Here is a 22,999-nt window from a genome sequence, read left to right as displayed (position 1 = left end):
GAATTGTGACAGTTTGCGGACCGAGTTGTGTATCTGATCAGCCACAACAGTCTGTGTCTGTGACAGATATCTGCGTAACGTATGGGGCCTCACCTGCCGTTTGTGGCAGTGCACGCACCAACAGCTCCACAGAGAGTCAGCATGCCGCAGCCTGCGGCGGGTTGGCGCATGGCGTACGGGAGGGCGTAGTGGCACAACCATCGCGATCGGCAAGGACATCGGCGCACCTACGCCGCCGAAATCTCTTTCGCCTCACGGCGCTGCTGCTTTCGGCTGGCGCGGTGGTCACGGTCTCCGGCTGCGGCTCGAGCGCTGGCCATACCACCGAACAGAAGGCACCGTCAGCTGCCCCCACCCCGAGCACTGATCCGCAGGCCCAGGAGAAGGCCAAAGTGCTGGAGGTGTACCGGGCGATGACGGACGCGGAAGCCCGTACGTATGCCACGGCCAAGCTCGATCCGGAGTTGGACAAGTACGCGGCGCACAAGGCCCTCTCCGACATCAAAGTGACGCTCTTCTACCAGCAGCAACAGGGGACGGAGATGAAGGGCCAGGTCTCGCGGTCACCGAAGGTCACGGCGATCGACACCGCCTCCGATCCGCTGAAAGCGGTGGTAACGGATTGCGCTGACTCCAGCAGGTACGACGAGGTGCGGGTGAAGACGGGCGAGGTGATCCCGTACAAGGGGTCACGCCGGCACGTCGTCACCTCAACGGCAGAGCGCTCCAAGACCGGTGACTGGAAGTTCTACACGTACGTGATCGACCGGGAGCGGACTTGCTGACTGCGCGCCGTGGCGCAGCGGTCGTCACGCTCGCGCTGGCGCTTGCCGGGCTGCTGGCTGAATCAGCAGCCGCCGACGATTCACCGGGAGGCGGAGTGGTCTGCCCGCCAACCAAGCTGAACTGCGATGTTCATGCCGAATCACCGGGCAGACCATCCTCTGACAAACCTGGTCATGCAAGCACGCCGTCCGGAAATACGGAGGGCAAGCAGGAATGCGTGATCGACGACAAGCCCGTCCCGTGCTCGAGCCCCACAATGGGCACTTTCAATGGCGCTGATCACTGCTACTGGCAGGCCCTGGATCCGCCACCGGCACCGGACGGGCCGGAATGGAAACTGGCGACGGGCCTTCCGGCCAACTGGAAGCCCGGGGACAAGGGGGCGTTGTACAACGTCACTTGCCCGGGCATCGGCCGTGAGTTGATGGGCGGCCTTCATTTCGCGCAGAACCCGCCAGGCGGCCCGGCTGTGGATCCGGCCCAGCTCGCGCAGCAGGCCGTGGACAAGATGACGCTGCGCGGCGCGGACATCGGCATCACCCCGAAGCCCGGCGGCAAAGGCGTGGTGGGGATGCCGGTGTGGATGTGGGACGAGAAGTCTGCCGAGACCTACGGACCGAACACCGCGAGCGCATCCGCCGGCGGCATCACTGTCACGGCCACCGCCCGGGTTTCGAAGATCGTGTGGGATCTCGGCGACGGAGGAACCGTCACCTGCACCAGCGCCGGCACCCCCTACAGGGCGGAGTACGGCAAGCGGGAGTCCCCTGACTGCGGATACCGCTACCGGCAGCCCTCCACGAGCAAGTCGTCCGGCACCTATCACGTGACCGCGACGTCGACCTGGACGATCGACTGGGCGGGCGGCGGCCAGAACGGCCAGATCATCCAGACCCGCGACAGCGCCGTGGACATCACGGTCGCCGAGGTCCAGGTCCTCAACTGACCTGCTCCGCAAAGGACGTCGCCCCACAGCACCAACTCGAGAGGCTCCTTCACCGCTATGGAAACCCCCGCCGCTCCGACGGTGCCGCACCCGCAGACCCCGGCCCGTCCCGAAGTTCCCATCACCACCGCGGTACCCGCCAAGCGCGAGCGGCGCTGGTCGGTCGCCGCCCTGTGCATCGTCCTCGCCGTCCTGTGCGCCCTGGGCGCAGCGGCCGCCGTCACCTCGGCCAGCAACCGCAGCAGGGTCCTGGCCGTCGCCCGGGACGTCCCCGCAGGGCAGCCCCTGACCGACGCCGACCTGACGGTGGCCGAGGTGTCCACCGACGCCGCCCTCACCCCGGTGTCCGCGAGCGAGAAGCAGTCCGTGCTCGGCAAGCGGCCGTCCGTCGACCTGCGCAAGGGCGGCCTGCTGACCTCCTCACAGCTGGCCGCCGGGTCCGGCCTGGGCGACAACCTCCAGCAGGTCGGCGTCCAGGTCAAGCGCGGCCAGGCCCCGGCCGGCAGCCTCGCCCCCGGCGATAAGGTCCTCGCCGTCACCACCCCGGCGCAGGGCGACGACCAGGGCGCGAAGAAGGGCGGCGCGGACGACGCGCAGCCGTCCACGATCAGCGGCACCGTCGTCGACGTCTCCCGCCCGGACGCCTCCGGAACGGTCGTGGTCAACCTCGCGGTCGCCACCACCGACGGGCCCCTCCTGGCCACCCGTGCCGCCATGGGACGCATCGCCCTGGTCCGCGAGCCCCGGAGCCACTGACCATGCCCGTCACCGCGCTCGTCTCCGCCAAGTCCTGCGGCACCACCGCTTCCGCACTCGCTCTGACCCTCGCCTCCCGGCGGCCCTCACTCCTGGCAGAGTGCGACCCCGCCGGCGGCACCATCCGGGCCGGCTTCCTCCAAGGCGCCGTCACCGCCGGGTACGGCCTCTATCACCTCGCCGCCGCTGAACGGATCGGCCGGTCGGAGCTGGCCAATGCCTTCGCCCACCACTTGTGGGGCATCGACGATGCGGGGCACCGCAAGCTCTTGCCGGGCCTGACCGACCCCGCCCAGGCCCCCGCCCTGACCCGCACCTGGCCCGCCCTGGCCGAAGTCCTCAAGGTCCTGGCGGCCGACGCCGGGCACGATGTTTTCGTCGACGTAGGCCGCCTGGCCCTGGAAGCCGGCCGGCTTCACCCCACCCTCACCCCCGCCCCCCTCCTGCACGCCGCCGACTTCGTCCTGCTCACCGTGCGCGCCAACGACCAGTCCCTGACCCTGGCCCGCCACCTGATCGAGCCCCTGCGCACCGAACTCGACGAGCACGGCACCGGATCCGACGCCCTCGGACTGCTGCTCATCGAAGACGGCCCGTACCGCCCCACCCAGGTCGCCACCGCTCTCCACACCCCCGTCCTGGCAGCCCTGCCCTGGGACGCCGAGACCGCTGGCTACCTCACCACCGGAGGACGCCCGCCCCGCGGCTACGCCCGCAGCCCCCTGCTGCGCCACGCCCGCTCGGCCACCGACCAGCTCGACGCCCTCGCCCAGCGCCGCAGCATCTACCTCAACCGCTCCGCGCCGGACGCCAACCTGGCCGGCGTGCTCCAGCGCCTGACGAACGCGAGAGGAGGCAGCCGTGGCTGACACCCACCAGCGCCCCACCACCCCAGGAGCTCCGACTGCCCTGGGCCGCGACGACATCGCCAACCTGCTCACTGGCCGCCTCACCCAGCAACAGCCCGCCGTCCCGGCCCCGGCCCCTGCACCGCCTTCGGCACAGTCGGGGCAGACGAGCCCCACCGCCGTGCCGAAGCTGGCCGGCCTGCCCGGCGAACTCCCGGTCGGCTGGGAGGTGATCGAGGCCCTGCAGGCCGAGGTCTCCACCCTGCTCAGCCGGCACGACCCCAACCGCATGCTCGAAGAGAGCGACCGGCGCGCCCTGGCTCGCTCCCTGACCACCCAGACCGTCGCCGAGTGGTCGGCCAAGTACGCCCAGGGGAATGCCCCGTTGAGCGCCGATCAGGAAGCCGCGATCGGCACCGCGGTGTTCAACGCCATGTACCGGGGCGGGCGCCTTCAGGCCCTGCTTGATGAAGACGGCGTCGAGGACCTGAGCGTCGACGGACTCCGCGCCCACGTCGAGTACTACGACCGGCCCCGCCGCACGATCGAGCGCGTCGCCGACTCCCACGAGGAACTGATCACCTGGGTCAACCGCATGGCGCAGCTCTCCGGCCACGGCGAACGTGCCCTCACCCAGGCTTCCCCGATGGTGGGCTTCCGGATGCCCGACGGCTCCCGCGTCACGGCCAGTCTGCTGACCAGCCGCCCCTCGGTCGTCATCCGTAAGCACCGGATCCGCGATGACGGCATCAAGGAGCTGGTCGACTGGGGCGCGCTGAACCCCGTGATCGCCCACTTCCTCATCGCCTGCGTCAGGGCCCGCATGAACGTGCTTGTCGTCGGCGACATGGGATCGGGTAAGACCACCCTTCTGCGTGGGCTCGGACGGGAGATCCCTCCGGAGGAGCGCGTGGTCACCCTCGAGTCCGACCGTGAGCTCTACCTCGACGAGCCCGCTCGCAACGGCCGTCCTGGCCCGCTCACCTTCGCCTTCGAGGCCCGTCAGTCCAATGGCGAACGCGGCCGCGACGGTTCCCTTGAGGGCGAGATCAGCATCGCCGACATGTTCGTCACCGCCCTGCGCTACAACGCAACCCGGGTGATCGTGGGCGAGGTCCGCTCCAAAGAGGTCGTGCCCATGCTGCACGCGATGTCCGCGGGCGGCTCCGGATCGATGTGCACCCTCCACGTCCGTCGCCCGCACGCGATCATCTCCCGTCTGGTGCAGCTGTGCACGGAAGCCGGTATGGCGGTCGACAGCGCCAACCACCTGATCGCCTCCAGCATCGACGTCGTCGTCTACCTCACCTACCTCGACGAGACGGGCCAAGGAGGCCGCAAGCACCGCTTCGTCTCCCACATCTACGAGGTCCATGACGTCGTCGGCGAAGGCGGCATGCCCACCACCAGCACCCTGTTCGCGCCCACCGCGACCGAGCGCCGGGCCGTCTGGCAGCAGATGCCGAGCTTCATCGAGGACCTCGAGACCAAGGCCGGCTTCCAGCGGGCCTGGCTCACCCACCAGCCGCATGCCCACTGGGGGCCGCCCCTGACGACAGCGAGGCCCTGACCATGACCACGCGCCCCCCGTTCCCGGCCCGGTCCCGCACCAGGAGGCTGCGGTGACCACCGCCCAACTCGCTCTGGCCGCCGCCGTCTGCGCCGCCCTGGCCGTGCTCGCCACCGTCGCTGCCGTACGCGAAGGCCGCGGCCGCGTCCCCGACCCCCTCAAGCCGCCCTCGCGCGCCCTGGCCCGGTTCCGCCAAGCCAAGGCCGACCTCCCCGGGGAGTGGCAGCGCCGCTGGCGCCACCTCCTCGCCGGCGCCGGAATCGTCACCCTGCTGGTGTGGGCCTACACCGGATGGCCCGTCCACGGGCTGCTCGCCGGCGCCGCCGTGATCGGCCTGCCCTTCATCCTCAACCCGGGCGCCGCCGCCAAGGTCCGCATCGAGCGCCTCGAGGCGCTGGCCCAGTGGCTCAACCACCTCTCCGGCGTCCACACGGCCGGCATCAGCCTCGTCCAGACCATCCGCGCCTCTGCCAAGGCCGCCCCCGCGCCCATCGCCCCGTCCGTCCAGGCCCTCGCCCAGCGCCTGAAAGCCGGCATGGACGCGAGCTTTGCCTTCGCGCTGTTCGCCGACGAACTCGCCGATGGCGTCAGCGACCACGTCGTGCTGCTCCTGCAGAGCCACGCCGTCTACAAGGGCCCCGGCCTCGCCGACGCGCTCGAGGCCCTCGCCACCACGATCCACCAGCAGGCCGCCGACGCCCGCGACGTCGAAGCCGACCGCGCCAAGGTCCGCAAGTCCGCCCGCATCGTCTCGATCGTCATCTGCGTGGTCGTCGTCGGCTGCATGCTCAACGACGCCTGGTCCGGCTGGTACGCCAGCCCCTTCGGCCAGATCGTCCTCGCCGTCCTCGGCGGCGCTTTCGGCTGGACGCTGTCGTGGCTGCGCCGTATCGCCCGCACCAAGCCGGACCCGCGCCTGCTCGACCCGCTGCCCACCCATCTCACCGCCGGAGGCACCCGGTGATCCCCCTGCAGGCCGTCCTGCCCGCGGCCGCCGCCGGCACCCTCATCGGACTCGCCGTCCGCGCCGCCCGCCCGGCACCCCCCGACCTCCACCAGGCCCTGTTCCGCCTGGACGCCGCCAACTACCCGAACAACCCCCTCGCGCCCGGCCCGGCCACCACCGGCTCGCTGCCCGAACGCCTCGGCGCCCGCGTCCTCGCCCACACCGGCACCCGCATCCGCCTCCCCTACAAAGACCTCGCCCTGCTGCGCCGCTCACCCGCCGAACACCTCGGCCAGCGCCTGCTATTCGCCCTCTACGGACTGCTCGCCCCGCAACTGCTGCAAGCCGTCCTCGTCCTCGCCGGAACCCCCCTGCCGATCACCTTCCCGGCCGGCGGCTCCCTGGCGATGGGCGCCTTGTTCTGGATGTGGCCTGGGCAGGAGGTCCGCAAGGAGGCCGCCGCGGCGCGCCTGATCGTGCGGCACGCGGCCGCGTCCTACCTCGAGCGCGTCGCCCTCGCCCGCATCGCCAACTCCGGGGCGGCCCAGGCCTTGACGAAGACCGCCGACGTCGGCGACGGCTGGATCTTCGTGCGCATGCGGCAGGTCTTCGACCAGGCCGAACTTTCCGGCATCACGCCGTGGGACGCGCTCAAGCAGCTGGGGGAGGAGCTCGACATCCCCGAGCTGACCCGGCCCGCCGACACCCTGGCCCTGGCCGGTGAGGGCGCCGCCGTCTACGCGACCCTGCAAGCCCAGGCCCGGCAGCTGCGCATCGCGATCCTCTCCGATGCGAAGGCCGAGGCGAACGCGGCGTCAGCGGCGATGGTCCTGCCGGTGACCTTCGGCGTCATCCTCATGCTGACCTTCGTGATCATCCCCGTCGTCAACTCCATCCTCGCCAGCTAACCCCCCAGACCAGGAGCACCCCGGCATGGACATCCAGACCCTGACCACCCTGCTGCGCGCCCGCTGGGAGCAGCTGAAGGCCGCCCGCGACGCCGGCCAGTCCTCCACCGAACTCGCCGTCATCACCGGGGCCCTGCTCATCGTGGCCGGCCTGGTGGTCGTCGCGATCAAGACCAAGGCGCTGGAGAAGATCGGAATCATCAACGGCGGCTGACGACACCCACGGACGAGGACCACGCATGAGAGGAGGACGCCGGATGCGCGCACGATGGCACCGCATACGAGCAGCCCTGGCCCGCCGCGGCGACCGGGGGTCGGGCAGTATCGAACTCGCCGTGCTCGCCGTCGTCGCGTTGCTGCTGACGTTCACCGCGGTTCAGGCTGGCTTGTACTTCCACGCGCGCCGTGTCGCCCAGTCCGCCGCCCGCCACGGCGTGGACGCCGGCCGCCAGACCGGCGCCACCCCCGCCGACGGCGTCACCCAGGCCGAGCAGTTCCTCAACCGCTTCGGCAACTCCGTCCGCGGGCACCTCGTCTCCTCCGACGGCAGCAGCGCCGAGCAGATCCGCATCACGGTCACCGGCCATGTCGCCACCCTCGTCCCCGGCCTGGAACTCACGGTCCGCCAGCACGCTGACGCGCCCGTCGAACGGTGGTCCAACCCGTGACCGCCGCCCGCCTGACCCGCCGGCTCGGCCGGGAGCGGGACCGCGGCAGCTACGCGATCGAGACCGCCGTGCTCGCCCCCGTCCTCATCCTGCTCATCGGACTGCTCATCGCCTTCGGCCGCGTCATCGACGCCGACGGTGCGGTCGACAGCGCAGCCCACGCCGCCGCCCGCGCCGCCTCGCTCGAACGCGACGCCTCCAGCGCCCAGGAGCAGGCACAAAGCGCGGCCGCGCGCAGCCTCGACGGAGACGGCATTTCCTGCCGCAGCTCCAGCGTCACCGTGAACACCGCCGACTACGGGCTCGAGGTCGGCCAGGCCGGCACCGTCACGGTCACCATCGCCTGCACCGCACTCCTGTCCGATATCGCGGTGCCCGGCGTGCCTGGCAGCAAGACCCTCAAGTCAACGTGGACCAGCCCAATCGACACCTTCAGGGCCCGCCCGTGAACATCCTCCGCGCCCTCACCCGCTCTCGCTGGAGCGCCGCGTCAGACCTTCGGGACCGCGGCTCGATGTCGCTCTTCTTCGCCCTCGCCGCCGTGGCCATCCTCATCATCATGGGCCTCCTCGTCGACGGCGGCGGGGCCCTGAACAAGGCCAACCGGGCCACGAGCCTGGCGCAGGAGGCCGCCCGTACGGCTGGCCAGCAGCTCGACGCCGGCCAGGCCATCCAGGGCACGGCCATCACCGTGGACCCGGACGCCGCCGTGACCGCTGCCCAGGACTACCTCGCCGCCCAGGGCGTTTCTGGGAACGTGAGCGTCACCGACGGCGGGAAGACCCTCTCGGTGACCGTCCACGACACCTACCGCACCTACTTCGCCTCGCTGGTCGGCAAGAGCACGATCGACGTGACCGGCACCGCAACCGCCCATCTCCAGACCGCGGCAGGAGGCTGAGCCCACGATGGCCCACCGCACCCCCGGCCCCGTGCGCACCCTCGGAGCCCTGCTCCGAGCACTACTCGGCCTCACCGTTCTCGCCGCCCTCGTCGGCGCTACCCCCTACCTGCTGCTGCGCTTCGGCCACCAGCCCACCTCCCTCACCGGCGGCCTCGACGTACTGCTGCAGCCGGACGACGGAAGCCTCTTCCTGACCGTCGTGACCTGCATCGGATGGGCCGGATGGGCATCGTTCGCCCTGTCCGCAGGGCTGGAGATCATCGCCGTGCTGCGGCGCCGCTCCGCTCCCCGGATCAAGGGACTCGGCGGCATGCAGTCCCTCGCCGGATTCCTGGTCAGCGGCATCGTGCTCCTGGCCCCGACCGCCGCCTCGGCCGCCACCGCCTCCAGCACGGCCATCGCCGCCACCGCCACGTACACCACGGGGGAGAGCAGCCCGGCCGTGACACCCTCCCCGTCGTCCAGCACGACGGCGCCGGAGACCGCATGGCCCCAGCACACCGTCACTTCGCCGACCGAATCCCCGTGGGGCCTGGCCGAGCAGTACCTCGGCTCCGGACAGCGCTGGAAGGACATCGCCGCTCTCAACCCCGGCATTCCCGAACTCGCCAACGGCGACGGGTACCTGCCCCAGGGCAAGGCCATCAACCTGCCCGCGGACGCCCGCATCCCCTCGGCCGCCCCCAGCACCCCGCACACCGCCACCCCCGTCAGCGCCACTGCTTCCACGCACGCGCCGGAGCCGGAGCACCGCACCACCGAGTCGCAGCGTCCGGAGCGCCCGCAGGACAAGGACGCCCAGCGGCCGGCCGGGCAGCCCGAGACGGTCACCGTGCACGAGGGCGACAGCCTCTGGTCCATCGCCGACCAGCACGGCGGTGATCCGACGCAATGGCCAGCCATCTACGAGGCCAACAAGGGCAAGGCCCAGCCGGACGGCAGCCACCTCACCGACCCCGACCTCATCCTCCCGGGGCTCGAACTCAACCTGCCGCACACCACCACACCCCCCGCCGACACCACCGGCACCGCCCCGGGCCAGGGCACCAACAGCACCCCGCCCAGCCACCCGCCCACAGCCAACGACAAACCCGCCGCCCCCGCACCGACACCGACGCCAGCTCCGAGCCATTCCAGCGGCCAGACGGCCCCGGCCCCGGGCACCGGTACCGCGAACGGGCCTTCCAGCCACACCTCCGCGGCCAGGGCGACCCTGGCGCCGGCCGCCGTCTGGGCGGGAGCCGGAGTCCTCGCCGCCGCCCTCGTCGGCACCCTGACCACCCGTCGCATCCTCCAGCAACGCCGCCGCCGGCCCGGCCGCCGCATCCCCATGCCCCAGGGCACATCCGCCGCCACCGAGCAGAGCCTGCGCAGCGTCCAGCACGTCACCGGCTTCGACCTGCTCGACTCGGCCCTGCGCACCCTCGCCCTCAACCTCGCCGCCGCCGGCAGCGACCTCCCCGTCCTCGAAGCCGCAGTCCTGCACGACAGCCGGCTCGAGCTCCACCTCGCCCAGGACACCGAACCCATCAAGCCCTTCACCGCGACTGCGGGACGGCGCGACCTGTGGACCTGCTCGGCCAGCAGCCCCCACCTGGCCGACACCGAAACCCTCAAGGCCGCCGACGCCCCCTACCCAGCACTGGTATCGATCGGCTGGGATCCCCAGGGCCACCTGGTCCTGGTCGACCTCGAGGCCATCGGCGTCCTCCACCTGGCCGGCGACCCGGAAGCAGCCCGGCACGTCCTGCAGGCCATCGCCGTCGAGCTCGCCACGACCAGCCTGCCGGGACACCTGGAGATCACGGCGCTCGGCGACACCGCCCCGGGCCTGGAGACCGCCGTCCCCGAACGCGTCGCGCGCAACGACCTGGCCGCCGCCACAGCGGAACTCACCGCCCACGCCACCGACCAGCGCCGCACCCTCCAGGCCATCAGCGCCGACACCCTGCGGGCCGCACGCCTGCGCGACGACGCGGGCGGCGCCTGGACCCCGCACATCGTGCTCGCCGACGAACTGCCGGACGACGCTGCCCACGAAGACACCGTCAACCAGCTCTTCGCCGCCCTCGCCGAGCGGCCGCGCACCTCCAGCGCCGTCATCACCGCCGCCCCCGCAACCGCACCCCTGCCGGCCGACGCCTGGACCCTCACCTGCTCCGGCCCCGACACCACCATCGCCCTGCCCGGCTCCGCCCTCCCGGTCCGGCTGCAAGGCCTCAGCGACGAGCACTACGCCGACGCCATCGACCTGCTCAACCTCGCCGCATCCGACACCGACGCCCCCGCCCCTAGCTGGCTCGACCCCGAAGCCGAGGAAGAAGAGCCAGAGCCCGAACTACACGCACCCTCCACTGAGCACACCGGCCTCCGGGCACCGGATCCGGCCGGGACCGAGGAGCCGGAACCGGGGAGCGGACCCTCGCTCGCCGACGTCCTCGCCGACAACGACGACCCCGTACAAGAGCTGCAACCGCCTGCCGCCGGCCCCGCCGACGTCGCCCTCCCGCTCGCCACCCAAGCCCTGGCCACCACCCCACCAGCAACTGTCCACGCCCGAATTCCCACACCGGCCCCCGAGCCCGACCAGGCCCCGGTCACTCTCGACAAGACCGCCGCGCCGGACGAGACCACCCCACCCGCACCGGTCGGCCCGCGCATCCTGCTGCTCGGCCCTGTCACCGTCGAAGGAGCCGCCGGCCGCGTCGACTCCAACCGCAAGCGCCCCTCCACCGAAGTCGCGGCCTACCTCGCCCTCCACCCCGGCGGCGACCACCACGCCCTCGACGACGCCCTCTGGCCCGGCCAGCGAGGGGACAAAAGACGGCGCAACTCCGCCATCAGCCGCCTGCGCTCCTGGCTCGGCACCGACCCCGACGGCACGCCGTACCTCCCGCTCGTTCAGGACGAAGCTGACCACCGTTACCGCCTCGGCCCCCACATCACCTGCGACTGGGCCGACTTCCAGCGCCACGCCCGCACCGGACTCGCCGACACCACCGAGGACGGCGACCTCGCCCTGCGCCGCGCCCTGGCCCTCGTCCGCGGACGCCCCGTCTCAGCCGTCGACCCCCAGCGCTACGCCTGGGCCGAGCCGGACGTCCAGGAGATGACCTCCGCGATCGTGGACGTCGCCTGCGAGCTGTCCACCCGCCGCCGTGAGGCCGCCGACCACACCGGGGCCCTGTGGGCCGCTCACCAGGGGCTGCTCGCGGCCGAGGAGGCGGAGATGCTGCACCGCGCCGTCTTCCTCGCCCACCACGCCGCCGGAGACATCGCCGCGCTGCGCAAGGCCGCCGCGCGCCTCACGAGGATCAACGACGAGCTGGGCGGAGGCGTGGACATGGAGGCGGAGACCGCGGCGCTCCTCCAGCGGCTATTGCCTCGCGCCGTCCGTCGGCCTGCGGCAACCGGATCAAACCGGATCTGATCAGGCTGGGGGCGGCCCCGTGCGACGTGCGAAGTGGACAAGGGGCCGCCCAGCCGCCGTCCTGTCAGTGCGGCACATCGACCGTACGACGGCCCCCGACTCGGGCCCACCGGTGAAGGGCCGATACAGCGATGACGAGGCTGATCAGCTGGACTCGGGGGAGCCGAGGTTCAGGCACGAGGGTTCCGTTTTGAGTTGCCGAGGAACGCTGCTGCGAGCGCAGCGACACCGCCGCCGAGCATGCCCGCTGCAGGTATTGCGGCGCCGTGATCGACGAAGTACTTGGCGACCCAGAGGTAACCGGCTACACCCCCGCTGCCGACGACCATGCCGGTCGCGCGCAGCGCCAGGTTGGCCAGGTCCATGCGACGCTCGTGAGCACGGTCGAGACACCACTGCCGGTGCTTCTCAGTTTCGCGCTCGAAGTCCTTTTCCACGAGCTGCAGCACGCGGTCGCCAGCGCCTGGGACCACGCGTTCCCACACCGCCGCCTGGTCGGCTCCCGGCAGAGCCGAGCGCAGAGACGGCGGCTGAGCGGGCCCACCATGGTCGCTGGCGTCGGCTGTGGTGCCGGGCTCCTCGGGCGGTGTCGTGGCGGTCACCGCTCGCCCCCCTCGCTGTCTCCGGACTGGCCGCCGCGGGCAGAATCGGACCGTGCGGACACCACTTGGGGTGGCGCGCCGAGCAGGCCGTACTTCTTGCTCAGCGCCTCCTCGACATTACGTCGGCTCTGCTCGATGGAGGGGGCGCTGGCGGCCTGGCGGATCGAGGCTCGAGAGCTGGGTGGAGCCGCTCCAGAGGAGAATTGGTAGGTCCACGGAGCCAGTAGTCCATCAAGAAAAGCGTTCGATCGGGAGACGGGGATGCGACTTTGGGCCTTCGGGGGCGGATCAATTCCGGCGCGGTAGCTGCGTGTGATGAGAAGCCATCCCACTGCCAGAACAGCCCACAGCACAAAGAAGATGCCCAGTGACCACCACCCGTGTGCGGCGGGAAGTGCCCGCATCAGCAGGAGCAGGCTGGCAGTGAGCAGGGCGCCCGTGATCAGGGCTAGGGCGGGGAACATCAAGAGCTTGGTGGTGTGGTGCTTGCGTCGGGCCGATGCGTCGAGGAACTCGGTCGCGAGGGGACTGAGGTCGTGACGGCCGGGCCAGCTTCTGGCCGCCGCGAGTGCCGTGCCCCGGAACAGGGCATGGGGGGCGCGGTCAAGGCCCCGCCAGGTGGCGGCGGCGTCCTCAATGTGCTGGCGGAACCGGTTGCCGAGCCGGTCGTCGGAGAGCCATTCTCGAAGGCGTGGCCAGGTCCACAGCAACGCCTCGTGTGCGATCTCCACGCGCTCTTTGTCTTCGCTGAAGACGTAGGCCTGAGTGAAAGCGTCGAGGACTTTCACAGCAGAGGCAGTGTCGCAGTTCCTGCCGACAAGCGCGGTGATGTCCACGTGCCGCCGAGTGGGCTGGATGTCTCCTCCGACTCTGATCAGCTGCAGGAGGAGCCTCCTAGCGATCATCTGTTCTGGCGGGTCCAGCTGAGTGAATACACTCTCGGCCGTGGCTGCGACCGCACCTTGGATGCCGCCGCTGGCCTGGTAGGCCGCCACCGTCATTTGCTGGCCCTGCTGTTGCATCCACGTCTGCCGCAGCGCGTGCGCTAGTAGCGGTAGACGTGAAGCCTGGGACACACCCGCGAGGTCCCGGAGCAGCAGTTCGGTCAGACCGCTTTCGACCTGCAGACCCACTGCCCGGGCTGGCAGCGTGATGGCCTCTCGCAGCTGGGCGTCCGACATCGGCTCAACCCCCACGAGATGGCGCAATGGCCGCCCAAATGCGGGGTAGTCGTAGCAGCGGGCAAAGTACTTGGACGACAGCCCGCAGACGACCAGCGCGACAGGCGGATACCCGTCAGGTCCTTGCTTCGCCAAGGCACAGAGCGAACCGAGGAAGTCGTGGCGCTCCTGCTCGTCCCAGCACAGCGTGAAGAGCTCTTCGAGCTGGTCGACCACGAGGACCAGGCTGGCATGAGTGGCGTCGCCACTGGTCCGTGGTGGGACCGTCTCTCGCAGGATCTCCGCGCCACCCTCCGGGTCTCGCGCCAGTGCCTCGGCCAGACTGTCGGGCGCCACGTGCGCCAGGGACCCCAGGTGGGCGGCCAGCGCTTTCATCGGGTGTTCGGACGGGGAGAAGAGTAGATGCGGTGTGTGATCTGCGCCGGGGATGGCACCGGCGGCGAGTGCGGGAAGCAGGCCGGCGGCCAGCAACGATGACTTGCCCACACCTCGTGGGCCAACTACCGCCATGAGACCACCGGAGCGCTGTTGCTTGTCCATGTGGTTGATCAGCCGTGTGAGCAGTTCTTCCCGGCCGAAGAACCACTGCGCCTGGTCAGGGTGGAACGGGGCGAGGCCTGGATAGGGGCAGGGTATTCCTGCCTGATCTGTGTGGGGCCTTTGCCCACCATCATGGGGGCCTGCGGGTGTCTCAGCTGCGGGCCGCGCCTGATCCACTTTGTTCTCCTAGAGATCCTGCTCGAGCCGGTAGAAGGTCTTGCCGTTGTGGGGCTGGGCGCCGAGGGCTGTGTAGAACGCGGCAGCAGTGGGGTTGTCCCGGTCGGCGGTCCACTCGACGCGGGCGCATCCGGCTGCCGATGCTGCGTCCCGGACGTGTTCCATGAGGGCGGTGGCGACGCCCTGGCGCCGGGCGGGCTCTCTGACGAAGAGCTCCTTGAGGTACAGCGAGGCATCGGCGCTGGCGGCCGGCCACAGGAGACTGAAGGAGGCCATGCCCAGGACGCGGTCGCCGTCACGGGCCAGCAGCACCGTCGCAACAGGTCGTCTGCCGAACAGCCGCTCGCGGATCTCGGCGGGGTCCGCAGGGGAGTCCGGGCCCCCGTAGTACGCCTCGATCTCACCGATCAAGCGCGCGATGGCCTCCGCGTCATGTTCCGTTGCCTGGTCGATCCGCATCTTCGCCGTCCCCTCCTGCCGGCAGTGCCAGCACCTCGTGCAGCTCCCGAACCTCCGGCAGCGTCTGCCGTGTCCGGGGCACGGTAGCGGCGAGCTCCCGCGCGCGGTAGACGATCAGGGCACCGCGGTGTGCGTCGGGCAGAGCGGTGAGGGTGGCGACGGCGTGCGCGGCCGCGGCCGCGGTGTCGCCGTCCGAGGCCAGGCACACCGCCTGGTCGAGCCCGACGAACGCGCGGTCGGTGAGCTCGGACGCGGGGTACAGCTCCAGGGCCCGCGCATGCTCCTCGCGCGCCCGCCCGGTCTCGCCGAGATGTGTCCAGGCGTTGCCGCCGTGGAAGCGCAGCTGGCTCTCGGAGTACCCGAAGGCGGAGGCGGCCCGCTCGGCGGGATCGAGCCGGTCAAGGGCCGACTGGGCCTCGGCCAGGGCCGCGGCGGTCTCGTCGGCCTGGTGAAGAGCGGCGTACGCCCGGGCCTGGAGAGGAGCGGCCAGGGCCGGTCCCACGCACGGCAGACCCCCCGCCAGCATCCGAGCCCTGTTCCCGAGCTCCACCGCCCCGTACAGATCACCGCTGTAGTACTGCTGGTACGCCTCCTGCGCGTAGATCCACGACAACGTGGACCGGTCGTCCGCGGCGCCTGCGAACTGCCGGCCGGTACGCCACCACGCACGGGCCGTCGGCTCACCGGCTTTGAGCAACGTCAACGCCATCAGCCCGGACAGGCGGGCAGCCACGACCGTCAGACGCCGCCGCACCGAAGGCGAGTGACGCCGCCGCGGGGAAAGAAGGGGCTGCAGAGCAGCGAAGTCGTCGACCAGCTCGCCCAGCAGCCGGCGCTCGGATTGGTACCGGGTCGCCTGGCCATGCCGGGCCACCGTGTACTCCCAGTCCTCGACGCCCGCATCCGACATCGGGCCGGCGGCCAGATGCTCGCCCAGCCCCCGCTGCAACGCGGCGGCCCGCTCCAGCACATCGGCCGTAGCCGTAGCCATCGCCCGGTGGATCAAGTACCCGTCGGCGTCCAGGACGCGGTCCAGCAACGCGGCCATCTCCGGCGACGGATGACGGCGGCCGGTCTCCAGATCACCGATGTAGCTCTTGCCGCAGTGGGCCAGCCGGGCCAGCGCCCGCTGGGAGAGGTTGCCGCGCAAGCGGCGTAACGCCTGGCCGAAGCTCTCGTCATCCATGGGGATCCCGTGTCCGCTGCTGCCCGCACGGCTGCGGGCAGCAGCGGGCGGTGAACTCCTAGTCCAGGAGGTGGTGTTGACCCACGCTACTCGCGTGAGCCGACCGTGCTCCGCTACAGGAAGGCCTGGAATTCATGCCCACCGCGACCCACGCCCGCGCCCGGCAGTACTACAGTGCCCGCACCGACGACCCGGAAGGCAGCGCCCCCCTCGACGTCGAGGGCATCCAGCAGACCATCGCCACAGCCCTGGACCCCGTTCCGCAGGGAGCCGATCTCGTGCCCGAGGCCCTCGCGCTGACCGCCCGCATGTTGTCCGGACACGTCGCGCTGCTGTTGCCGCCGGCCGAAGCCGAGCACCGCTCACGCCGCCCGGACCCCAGAAGCCCGGGCCTCACCGGCTACGGCCTGCGGATCATCCGCCACCAGCTCGACCACGAGCCGTGCCCCGACCCGCAGACCGACGCCAGCGCCGCACACGCCTGGATCCAGCAACGGGCCCGCTGGTGCCGGATGCTCCTCGGCCTGGCCGTCGCCGACGGCCGTGAACTCCAGCACGCGGCGGTACGCCAGTGATCACACACAACCGAGTGCCACGCAGCTTCGGCGTTGACGACCCGATCGGGGCAGCATGCGGATGGTTCCTCGGCCTCGGCTCGGTCGCCGTGCTGGGCCTCCTCGGCCACCTCGCGCAGGCCCAGCTCGCTCACGGCGAGCACACGCTGCCGCAGCCGGTCGAGGCCGACGCACCTGATACCGCATCGGACGACGTCTGGTAGGACGAGCGGCCGCCGGCGGACGAGCGGGACAGGGCGGGGCCGCGGGATCACGCAGCAGGGGCGTACGGGACACTTCGGTGGTGACCACGCCTCAAACTCCCCCCGCGTCCCCCCGCCTGCTCGGCCAGGGCGGCGTCAGCACCCTGATCCCCGGCTCGCCCGGAGAACGAGCAGCAGCCTTCCTGGCCGCGGACCGCAAAGTCACCCTGTCCTGGAACTTCGCGCAAGCCCTCCTGATCCTTATAGAAGCCCACGCCACGAGCGACGATCCGGCCCTGCGCGATGCTGCGGCGAAGGCGGAGTCCAGGCTCCGCGCCGAGATGGCCAACGACGACTGACCGGCCCTGAGCCTGCACCCCATCGCGCTGGGGGCCACCTCCGGCCGGTCGCGCGAGAGCAGTGCGGGGGATCTGCTGGTTCGCGCCACAGCGACACCCTGTGTTCCTTACCGTGGAGCCATGGCCGTGCCAGAGTTCATCCAGCGCCTGCGTGCCGCGCTCGGCAGCGATCACCTTCTGTGGCTGTCCGGGGTCACCGCCGTGGTGGTGGACGAGCAGGAACGGATCCTGCTGCAACGGTGCGCCGACACCGGCGCCTGGCGGCTGCTGAGCGGCATCCTGGAAGTCGGGGAGCAGCCGGCCGACGGCGTCGTGCGCGAAGTCGCGGAAGAGACAGGCGTCCACGTCCAGGTGCACCGCCTTGCCGCCGTGACGGTGACGGAGGAGCGCACCCTCGGCAACGGGGATCGCGTCCAGTTCCTCGTGCACACCTTCCTGTGCACCCCTGTAGCCGGCGAGGCCCGGGTGAACGACGACGAGTCGCTCGAGGTCCGCTGGTTCGCGCCATCGGAGTTGCCGGACCTCAGCCCGTCGTGCCAGATCAAACTGCGCCACGCCCTCAGCGGCGGAGCCGAGGCATGGTTCCAGCCGTCCGTCGGCGCCGAGGGCATCGCCCGGGGACCGGCGGCGAGCGGTCAGGGCATGTGACGCAGGACTTCGAATGCCTCGGCGGCGTGCGCACCGCACTGAGCGCCGCGGTGGGTGAGCAGCGCGCGGATTGCGGGCTCTGACCGGGTGTGAGGCCACGGCCGCATCTCGGAGCCGTAGACGTCGGTGAGCGTGGACAGCTTCTGCTCAACCGCGACGGGACTCAGCTCCTGGAACCAGGAGGGCCGGAACGGCGTGCCGATTCCCCAGTCGGTGGCGGACCGGACCTCGTACGCCAGGACGGTACGGACTGACGCGCCGGGCTGGGGTCGGGTGGCGGCCGCGGTGGCCTGGGCGACGAGCTGGTGGTCACGGCTGAGGTCGGCGGTGGAGTGGGTGTACACGAGCGTCGGGGCGAACTCGCGGATGACCGCCTCGATGTGCTGGGTGATGGTCAGCTGCGCGACGGTGTCGAAGCCGTTGTCCGGTAGATCCGCAATGACGAGCGTGGCTCCGTAGCGTTCGGCGGCGGCCTGGGCGCACCGGCGGCGGTGGTCATTGACGGCGGCGTGCTCGCTGTCCGGGCGGCTGAGTGCGCTGGTGCTCAGGATGAGGAAGCACAAGTCGGCGCCGTGGGCGGAGTGTTCGGCCAGGGCGCCTCCGGCTCCGAGGATCTCGTCGTCGGCGTGGGCTGCTACCGCGAGCACCCTGGGGGCGGTGGTAGTGGTCACGGCTGTACGGTACGGCGGCCGCACGGGCCCGAACTCGCAGTGATCTCGTGAAGCCTGTGAAGGCCGCGGTACGCCGTCGCGCGCGCCTGGATGGTGGACGCCTCGCCGACACATGGGAGGGGCAATGGGCGCATACATGAACCAGGCCGGGCCGCCGATAGAAGAGCCGAGGAGGCTGTTTGCCGGCGCCGCGCAGGAGTACCGGCGCTACCGCTGGGGGTACCCGCCGGCGCTGGTGGACCGCGTGGTGGAGCTGCTCCAGGACGTCGAGGGCGGTAGCGGCCCGGTGATGGACTTGGGCACGGGGCCGGGCACCGTCGCGGTCGAACTGGCGCGGCGCGGGCTGGAGGTCGTGGCGGTCGACCCGAGCCCGGAGATGCTCGTGGCCGCGAAGCGGGCCGCCGCCGAGGCCGGGGTGGGGGAGCGCATCACCTGGCACACCGGGGCCGCTGAGCGTCTTCCCGACGTGCCCCCGCTGCGTGCTGTGGTGATCGCGGATGCGTTCCACTGGATGCAGCGGGAACGCGTGTGTGGGGTGCTCGGCGACCTGGTGCTGCCCGGAGGGTTCATGGCGGTGCTCTCCCGCCGGGCCCCTGGGTGCGAACGGCCGCACTGGCATGCCGCGGTCGAGGCCGTCCGCAGGAAGTACCTCGTCGGCAATCCGCGCGCCGCGGGGCGCGGCTACGGCGCCCGGCTGGCCGAGGACCATGCCTCGGTACTGCGCTGCTCGGCCTTCTGCATGCTGACGAGCACCGACGTGCCGCACACCGTCACCCTGACCTTGGACGAGGTGGTGGGGCGGCAGTTCACGAAGGCGTTCTCCTCCCCGGACGTCCTGGGGGAGGACCGGGAAGCGTTCGAGGCGGAACTGCGTCGGCAGCTGTCGGCTCTGGAACCGTCTGGTCGATTCATCGACGAGACCGTGGCCCAGCTCCTGGTTGCCCGCCGACCCGCCCCCGGAGCGGACTCGTGACGCCGGCGGACAGGTTCCCCGGCGTCGAGTGCCACGTGGGCCGGATGGAGCTGGGCGCGGGGGTGCGCATCGAGCCCGGCGCGGTCATCGTCGCGGACGACCTGGTCCTCGGCGACGGTGCGCTGATCGAAGCGGACTGTGATGTCCGGGCGGCCCGGGTGGAGATCGCGGCCCGTGCCCGGCTGGGAGCAGGGTCGCGAGTCCTGGCCTCGGACCTGCTGCGCCTGGATACGGCCTGTGTGGTGGACCGGGGTGCGGAGGTGACCTGCCGGTCGCTGGCCGTCGGTGAACAGACCTACCTGGGCTCGCATCTGCGCGTCGGGTGCGGCGCGAGTATGGAGGAGCGTTCCACCGTCGGGATCGGCTCGCAGTGCCAGATCGCCCCGGAGGTGATCATCAATGCGACCGAGCCGGTGGTCATCGGGGACCGGGTGGGGATGAGCATGCGGGTCGCGCTGTGGACGCACGGCTACCACAGCGGCCACGCGGCGCGCGACGGCCACGTCGGGCGGTTCGCGGGCATCACGGTCGAGGACGGCGTCTGGCTGGCCTACGACGTGGCGGTGATGCCGGGCGTGCGGATCGGCGCGGGAACGCAGGTGGCTGCCCGCGCGGTCGTCGTCCGCTCCCTGCCGCCCGGAGTGCTGGCTGCCGGAGTCCCGGCCGTCGCCAAGCGCACCCTGCACGCCGCCCCGCTGGAAGGTCCCGCTCTGCACCGTCATGTTGAGGAGCTGGTCGCGGTGTGGCTGGAGCGCCTGGTCTACAAGGGCGTCGAGGTCTGCGCCGATGAGGTCGGCTCGTGGCGGGTGAAGGTCGGCCACGCGCAGTGGACGGTGCGCCGGGAGGAGGAGACGCTGCGCCTGAGCCGTAGCGGTGCCGCCTCGAGCATCTTCGACTTCCGGCTTGCTGGGGTGGTGGGCGAGCTGGACGAGCTCGGGCACGACTTCCGTGACCATTGCCGGCGCCAGTCCTGGATGTTCCCCTATCCGGCCAACTCCGTCGGCCTTATCCCCCACCGGTTTTCCCGACTGCTCGGGGCTCACCCTTTGCCGGACGGGCAGCGGGCGTGACGGGAAGTGCGGGAACAGCCTTGGGCGCGGACATATGACCGCTGTCGGGGTCGCGTTCACCGTGACGCGGCCCCTCGTGCGAGGAAGGGTGGGGCCGACTGGGCAGTGGCCTGGGCCGGGTCTCAGACCAGGATGTCGCTGGCGTCAAACTTCTTCTCCACGAAGGCCCACCCTCCGCCCGGGACTGAGCGAGGGGCGCCGGGCGGGACCGTCATCCAGATGGAACCGTCGTCGTCGACCAGGAGCATTCCCTGGGCATGCAGGGAGTGAAGGGACGTCAGCGCTTCGATCTCCGGCACGCCCATCGCCTCAGCGAGCTCCCTCACGTATCCGGAAGCCCGCATCACATGGTCCAGGTGACAGGCGGCCTCCGAAGGCACCTCACCGTAGAGATGACCGAAGGAAGCAGCCGTGCGGATGATGGATACCTCTGCAGAGTCGGCCCCGTACTTCTGGGTGACTTCGGCCAGCATCTTCTCCGGGCCTTCGTCCAGCCATCGTTGGCCCGGAGCGAACCAGTCCTTGTAGTACGCCCCGGGCGGTTTCAGCTCTACCAAGGACCGCTGACGTTCACGGCGAGGCCGGATCGGCCGTGGACCGGTTCGCTTGGCTGCCGCTGCGCGACGAGCAGCCTCTCCAGCCGCACGTCGTTCCGCACTGTCCTTCGATTTCTTACGTGCCATGCCCTCATAACTGGCCCTGTGGCAAGCAGGTTGTGTGCTCACCCTCGGCTGGCGTACGGGTACTCCGCTGCGCTGGTGAGGTAGTACCGCTGCTCGACCGTCAGATGCAGGACGCAGGCGCGGGCGGCGGCATGGATCTGCTGGGGACAGGTGGCACCGATGACAGGGATGACGGGCAGGTCGAATGCCCGAAGGTAGGCCAAGGCGATGTGGTGGGCGGTGACGCCGAGCTCGGCCGCCAGGTGCTGGGCCCGCCTGCGGCGCTCGAGGTTTCCCTTGGTCGCGTAGGCGGCGCGCACGTAGTCGGCATGTCGCAGGCCGCCGACGGTGAAGGCGTCGGTGAAGAAGCCGAGGGCGCTGGTGCGGAACGGCATGACCACCAGGCGCTGCCGGCGGGCGAGTTCCAGGTGGTGGGCGTCGGCTTCGACGAGTTCGGGGTCGGTGGCGTAGCGGGTGCGGCGGGCCAGGCTCCACAGAGGGCTGGTCACGGTCAGCCGGTGCGGCCCGCGCGTTGCCAGGGCGTGGTTGAGGGCCAGGATGCGGGGCGGGGTCCAGTTGGAGACGCCCGCGGCGTGAACCGTTCCTTCGTCGAGGAGGAGGTGCAGGACGTCGGCCACCTCGCTGACGGGGATAGTCCGGTCGTCGCGGTGGAGGAGAAAGAGATCCAGGTGGTCGCGCCGGAGCCGGTCGCGGGAGACGTGGGCCTGGTCGTACAGGGTCTCGGGGCGAAGGCACGGCTGCCCGGTGGGGTCGAGGCCGGCCTTCGTGGCCACAGCCAGCGGCGCACCGGTGGCCGCGAGGTAGCTGCCGATCACGCGTTCGGCGTGGAAGGCGCCGTCCTGCTCTCCGTACGTGGGGGCGGTGTCGATGAGTCGTCCGCCGGCCGCGGTGAAGGCGTCCAGGAGCGCGGCGGCCTGGCGGGGGGTGACGTCGGCGCCGAAGTGGTGGGTGCCCAGCGCCATCACCCCCCACCGTGCCGTGAGGGTGCAGGTCATCGGGTGGCGGACAGCAGGGCCGCGCGGGCCTGGTAGACGGTGGTGATGCCGTCGGCGAGCCGGCGGGTGGGTACGGGCCCGTAGCGGGCGGTGTAGCGGCTCATGTCGGCGGTGAAGGAGCGGATCTCGTTCGGCCGGGCCGCAGCCGGGACGGTGGCGTCGGGGTCTGCAGGGTCGAGGCCGGCGGCGGTGAGCACGTGCCGGGCCACCGTGGCGATCGTGGTGGCGTGGCCGGAGCCGAGGTTGAGGACGACCGGCGGCCGCTCGGGGTCGGTCAGAACCCGTTCGAGCATGGTGACGAGGTCGTCGATGTGGCTGAAGTCGCGGGCCTGGCTGCCGTCTCCCTCCAGGGGGAGGGGCTCGCCGCGCAGGGCGGTGTCGATGAAGCGGGGGATGACGGCGTCGGCTCCCTCGTCGGCGCCGTAGGTGTTGTGCAGGCGCAGGCAGGTGATGTCCAGGGCGGGCTTCAGGCCGCGGTGGACGACCGCGTGCATCTCGGCGGCGGCCTTGGCGACGGCGTAGGGCGAGCGCGGGGCGGCGGTGTGGTGCTCGGCGCAGGGGACGGGCTGGTTGCCGTAGACCTCGCAGGAGCTGGCCATCAGTAGCCGCCTGCGCCCGGCTGTGGCGGCGAAGGTGCGCAGCATGTGGTCGTCGACGGCGGTGTTGTGCAGGGCCTGGGCGGCGTCGTCGAAGCTGCCGGGCACGGATTTCAGGGCGGCCATGTGCACCACGGCGTCGGCGTCGGCGAGGTCGCCGGGGGTCAGGTCGCGGACGTCGCGGTGGTCGATCGGTTCGGGGACGGGGCCGAACGGGGGGACGGAGAAGTTGTCGGTGCCGGTGACGGTGTGGCCGGCGGCGGTCAGGCGGCGCAGCAGGTTGCGGCCGATGAACCCGGCCGCGCCGGTGATCAGAACGTGCATGGCAGAGCCTCCAGAA

26 protein-coding genes are annotated in these 22,999 nt (G+C 71.1%); 18 read left to right on the top strand and 8 right to left on the bottom strand.

Annotated elements, in window-relative coordinates; translation table 11 throughout:
• Positions 1–188 precede the first annotated feature (188 nt).
• From ACH4PU_RS30420 to ACH4PU_RS30365, 12 genes are read left to right on the top strand one after another with little or no spacing between them, the layout of a single operon-like run.
• On the top strand, positions 189–785 hold the full coding sequence (locus ACH4PU_RS30420; protein WP_398279103.1) for a hypothetical protein: 597 nt from the start codon (positions 189–191) through the stop codon (positions 783–785).
• Positions 779–1,732 carry an ATP/GTP-binding protein gene (locus tag ACH4PU_RS30415; RefSeq protein WP_398279100.1) on the top strand — a complete coding sequence of 318 codons (954 nt, stop codon included), beginning with the start codon at positions 779–781 and terminating at the stop codon, positions 1,730–1,732. The genes ACH4PU_RS30420 and ACH4PU_RS30415 overlap by 7 nt, the downstream gene beginning before the upstream one ends.
• 57 nt (positions 1,733–1,789) lie before the next feature.
• Positions 1,790–2,488 carry an SAF domain-containing protein gene (locus ACH4PU_RS30410; RefSeq protein WP_398279097.1) on the top strand — a complete coding sequence of 233 codons (699 nt, stop codon included), beginning with the start codon at positions 1,790–1,792 and terminating at the stop codon, positions 2,486–2,488.
• Positions 2,489–2,490: 2 nt separating this feature from the next.
• Positions 2,491–3,357, top strand: a complete 867-nt coding sequence (locus tag ACH4PU_RS30405) for a MinD/ParA family protein (RefSeq protein WP_398279094.1) — start codon at positions 2,491–2,493, stop codon at positions 3,355–3,357.
• On the top strand, positions 3,350–4,906 hold the full coding sequence (locus ACH4PU_RS30400) for a CpaF family protein (RefSeq protein ID WP_398279091.1): 1,557 nt from the start codon (positions 3,350–3,352) through the stop codon (positions 4,904–4,906). The genes ACH4PU_RS30405 and ACH4PU_RS30400 overlap by 8 nt, the downstream gene beginning before the upstream one ends.
• 52 nt (positions 4,907–4,958) lie before the next feature.
• The gene (locus ACH4PU_RS30395; protein ID WP_398279088.1) at positions 4,959–5,870 is read left to right on the top strand and encodes a type II secretion system F family protein; all 912 of its coding nucleotides are present in this window, start codon (positions 4,959–4,961) and stop codon (positions 5,868–5,870) included.
• Positions 5,867–6,760: a type II secretion system F family protein gene (locus ACH4PU_RS30390; RefSeq protein ID WP_398279085.1), complete on the top strand. Its 894-nt coding sequence runs from the start codon at positions 5,867–5,869 to the stop codon at positions 6,758–6,760. Before ACH4PU_RS30395 ends, ACH4PU_RS30390 begins: the two co-directional genes overlap by 4 nt.
• Positions 6,761–6,785: 25 nt before the next feature.
• Positions 6,786–6,974, top strand: coding sequence for a hypothetical protein (locus ACH4PU_RS30385; protein ID WP_398279082.1), 189 nt, complete (start codon positions 6,786–6,788; stop codon positions 6,972–6,974).
• Between the two features lie 43 nt (positions 6,975–7,017).
• Positions 7,018–7,428: a TadE/TadG family type IV pilus assembly protein gene (locus tag ACH4PU_RS30380; RefSeq protein WP_398279079.1), complete on the top strand. Its 411-nt coding sequence runs from the start codon at positions 7,018–7,020 to the stop codon at positions 7,426–7,428.
• On the top strand, positions 7,425–7,877 hold the full coding sequence (locus ACH4PU_RS30375) for a TadE/TadG family type IV pilus assembly protein (RefSeq protein WP_398279076.1): 453 nt from the start codon (positions 7,425–7,427) through the stop codon (positions 7,875–7,877). Before ACH4PU_RS30380 ends, ACH4PU_RS30375 begins: the two co-directional genes overlap by 4 nt.
• Positions 7,874–8,329 (top strand): TadE/TadG family type IV pilus assembly protein, encoded by a 456-nt coding sequence (locus ACH4PU_RS30370; RefSeq protein WP_398279073.1) that lies wholly within the window; start codon positions 7,874–7,876, stop codon positions 8,327–8,329. Before ACH4PU_RS30375 ends, ACH4PU_RS30370 begins: the two co-directional genes overlap by 4 nt.
• A gap of 7 nt (positions 8,330–8,336) precedes the next feature.
• Entirely contained in the window at positions 8,337–11,762 is a 3,426-nt protein-coding gene (locus ACH4PU_RS30365; RefSeq protein WP_398279070.1) for a LysM peptidoglycan-binding domain-containing protein, read from the top strand.
• Between the two features lie 170 nt (positions 11,763–11,932).
• On the opposite strand, the gene ACH4PU_RS30360 is transcribed toward ACH4PU_RS30365, so the two are convergent.
• The 4 genes from ACH4PU_RS30360 to ACH4PU_RS30345 are packed head-to-tail and all read right to left on the bottom strand — an operon-like array spanning position 11,933 to position 15,907.
• Positions 11,933–12,364: a hypothetical protein gene (locus ACH4PU_RS30360; protein WP_398279068.1), complete on the bottom strand. Its 432-nt coding sequence runs from the start codon at positions 12,362–12,364 to the stop codon at positions 11,933–11,935.
• Positions 12,361–14,262 carry an ATP-binding protein gene (locus ACH4PU_RS30355; protein ID WP_398279065.1) on the bottom strand — a complete coding sequence of 634 codons (1,902 nt, stop codon included), beginning with the start codon at positions 14,260–14,262 and terminating at the stop codon, positions 12,361–12,363. The genes ACH4PU_RS30360 and ACH4PU_RS30355 overlap by 4 nt, the downstream gene beginning before the upstream one ends.
• 9 nt (positions 14,263–14,271) lie before the next feature.
• The gene (locus tag ACH4PU_RS30350) at positions 14,272–14,721 is read right to left on the bottom strand and encodes a GNAT family N-acetyltransferase (protein WP_398279062.1); all 450 of its coding nucleotides are present in this window, start codon (positions 14,719–14,721) and stop codon (positions 14,272–14,274) included.
• Positions 14,693–15,907, bottom strand: coding sequence for a helix-turn-helix domain-containing protein (locus ACH4PU_RS30345; RefSeq protein WP_398279059.1), 1,215 nt, complete (start codon positions 15,905–15,907; stop codon positions 14,693–14,695). The genes ACH4PU_RS30350 and ACH4PU_RS30345 overlap by 29 nt, the downstream gene beginning before the upstream one ends.
• 134 nt (positions 15,908–16,041) lie before the next feature.
• Here ACH4PU_RS30345 and ACH4PU_RS30340 point away from each other — a divergent pair, with 134 nt between their 5' ends.
• The 4 genes from ACH4PU_RS30340 to ACH4PU_RS30325 all read left to right on the top strand — a co-directional run bounded on the left by ACH4PU_RS30340 (position 16,042) and on the right by ACH4PU_RS30325 (position 17,671).
• Positions 16,042–16,482 (top strand): DUF6415 family natural product biosynthesis protein, encoded by a 441-nt coding sequence (locus ACH4PU_RS30340; RefSeq protein ID WP_398279056.1) that lies wholly within the window; start codon positions 16,042–16,044, stop codon positions 16,480–16,482.
• 14 nt (positions 16,483–16,496) lie between these two features.
• Positions 16,497–16,685, top strand: coding sequence for a hypothetical protein (locus ACH4PU_RS30335; protein ID WP_398279053.1), 189 nt, complete (start codon positions 16,497–16,499; stop codon positions 16,683–16,685).
• An 80-nt stretch (positions 16,686–16,765) separates the two neighbouring features.
• Positions 16,766–17,023, top strand: a complete 258-nt coding sequence (locus ACH4PU_RS30330) for a hypothetical protein (protein ID WP_398279050.1) — start codon at positions 16,766–16,768, stop codon at positions 17,021–17,023.
• Positions 17,024–17,143: 120 nt separating this feature from the next.
• Entirely contained in the window at positions 17,144–17,671 is a 528-nt protein-coding gene (locus ACH4PU_RS30325) for an NUDIX hydrolase (protein WP_398279047.1), read from the top strand.
• Here ACH4PU_RS30325 and ACH4PU_RS30320 read toward each other — a convergent pair.
• Positions 17,659–18,342, bottom strand: a complete 684-nt coding sequence (locus ACH4PU_RS30320; protein ID WP_398279044.1) for a PIG-L deacetylase family protein — start codon at positions 18,340–18,342, stop codon at positions 17,659–17,661. The genes ACH4PU_RS30325 and ACH4PU_RS30320 overlap by 13 nt on opposite strands.
• A 124-nt stretch (positions 18,343–18,466) precedes the next feature.
• Here ACH4PU_RS30320 and ACH4PU_RS30315 point away from each other — a divergent pair, with 124 nt between their 5' ends.
• Complete coding sequence (locus tag ACH4PU_RS30315) at positions 18,467–19,315, top strand: class I SAM-dependent methyltransferase (protein WP_398279041.1); 849 nt, start codon at positions 18,467–18,469, stop codon at positions 19,313–19,315.
• Positions 19,312–20,385, top strand: coding sequence for an acyltransferase (locus ACH4PU_RS30310; RefSeq protein WP_398279038.1), 1,074 nt, complete (start codon positions 19,312–19,314; stop codon positions 20,383–20,385). The genes ACH4PU_RS30315 and ACH4PU_RS30310 overlap by 4 nt, the downstream gene beginning before the upstream one ends.
• A 122-nt stretch (positions 20,386–20,507) precedes the next feature.
• Here ACH4PU_RS30310 and ACH4PU_RS30305 read toward each other — a convergent pair whose 3' ends face one another.
• The 3 genes from ACH4PU_RS30305 to ACH4PU_RS30295 form a co-directional block, all read right to left on the bottom strand.
• Complete coding sequence (locus ACH4PU_RS30305; RefSeq protein WP_398279035.1) at positions 20,508–20,942, bottom strand: hypothetical protein; 435 nt, start codon at positions 20,940–20,942, stop codon at positions 20,508–20,510.
• 164 nt (positions 20,943–21,106) lie between these two features.
• The gene (locus tag ACH4PU_RS30300; RefSeq protein ID WP_398279033.1) at positions 21,107–22,063 is read right to left on the bottom strand and encodes an aldo/keto reductase; all 957 of its coding nucleotides are present in this window, start codon (positions 22,061–22,063) and stop codon (positions 21,107–21,109) included.
• Entirely contained in the window at positions 22,060–22,983 is a 924-nt protein-coding gene (locus ACH4PU_RS30295; RefSeq protein ID WP_398279030.1) for an NAD-dependent epimerase/dehydratase family protein, read from the bottom strand. Before ACH4PU_RS30295 ends, ACH4PU_RS30300 begins: the two co-directional genes overlap by 4 nt.
• Positions 22,984–22,999 lie beyond the last annotated feature (16 nt).

It is taken from the genome of Streptomyces sp. NPDC021100, from assembly GCF_044333095.1.
Classification (GTDB): domain Bacteria; phylum Actinomycetota; class Actinomycetes; order Streptomycetales; family Streptomycetaceae; genus Streptomyces.
This window is presented reverse-complemented; position numbering and strand designations above follow the sequence as displayed.

Bases quoted from the DNA above. Each gene is read 5' to 3' on its own strand.
- ACH4PU_RS30410 (WP_398279097.1), top strand. From the start codon at position 1,790: ATGGAAACCCCCGCCGCTCCGACGGTGCCGCACCCGCAGACCCCGGCC.
- ACH4PU_RS30405 (WP_398279094.1), top strand. From the start codon at position 2,491: ATGCCCGTCACCGCGCTCGTCTCCGCCAAGTCCTGCGGCACCACCGCT.
- ACH4PU_RS30385 (WP_398279082.1), top strand. From the start codon at position 6,786: ATGGACATCCAGACCCTGACCACCCTGCTGCGCGCCCGCTGGGAGCAG.
- ACH4PU_RS30380 (WP_398279079.1), top strand. From the start codon at position 7,018: ATGCGCGCACGATGGCACCGCATACGAGCAGCCCTGGCCCGCCGCGGC.
- ACH4PU_RS30365 (WP_398279070.1), top strand. From the start codon at position 8,337: ATGGCCCACCGCACCCCCGGCCCCGTGCGCACCCTCGGAGCCCTGCTC.
- ACH4PU_RS30350 (WP_398279062.1), bottom strand. From the start codon at position 14,721: ATGCGGATCGACCAGGCAACGGAACATGACGCGGAGGCCATCGCGCGC.
- ACH4PU_RS30345 (WP_398279059.1), bottom strand. From the start codon at position 15,907: ATGGATGACGAGAGCTTCGGCCAGGCGTTACGCCGCTTGCGCGGCAAC.
- ACH4PU_RS30340 (WP_398279056.1), top strand. From the start codon at position 16,042: ATGCCCACCGCGACCCACGCCCGCGCCCGGCAGTACTACAGTGCCCGC.
- ACH4PU_RS30325 (WP_398279047.1), top strand. From the start codon at position 17,144: ATGGCCGTGCCAGAGTTCATCCAGCGCCTGCGTGCCGCGCTCGGCAGC.
- ACH4PU_RS30315 (WP_398279041.1), top strand. From the start codon at position 18,467: ATGGGCGCATACATGAACCAGGCCGGGCCGCCGATAGAAGAGCCGAGG.
- ACH4PU_RS30300 (WP_398279033.1), bottom strand. From the start codon at position 22,063: ATGACCTGCACCCTCACGGCACGGTGGGGGGTGATGGCGCTGGGCACC.
- ACH4PU_RS30295 (WP_398279030.1), bottom strand. From the start codon at position 22,983: ATGCACGTTCTGATCACCGGCGCGGCCGGGTTCATCGGCCGCAACCTG.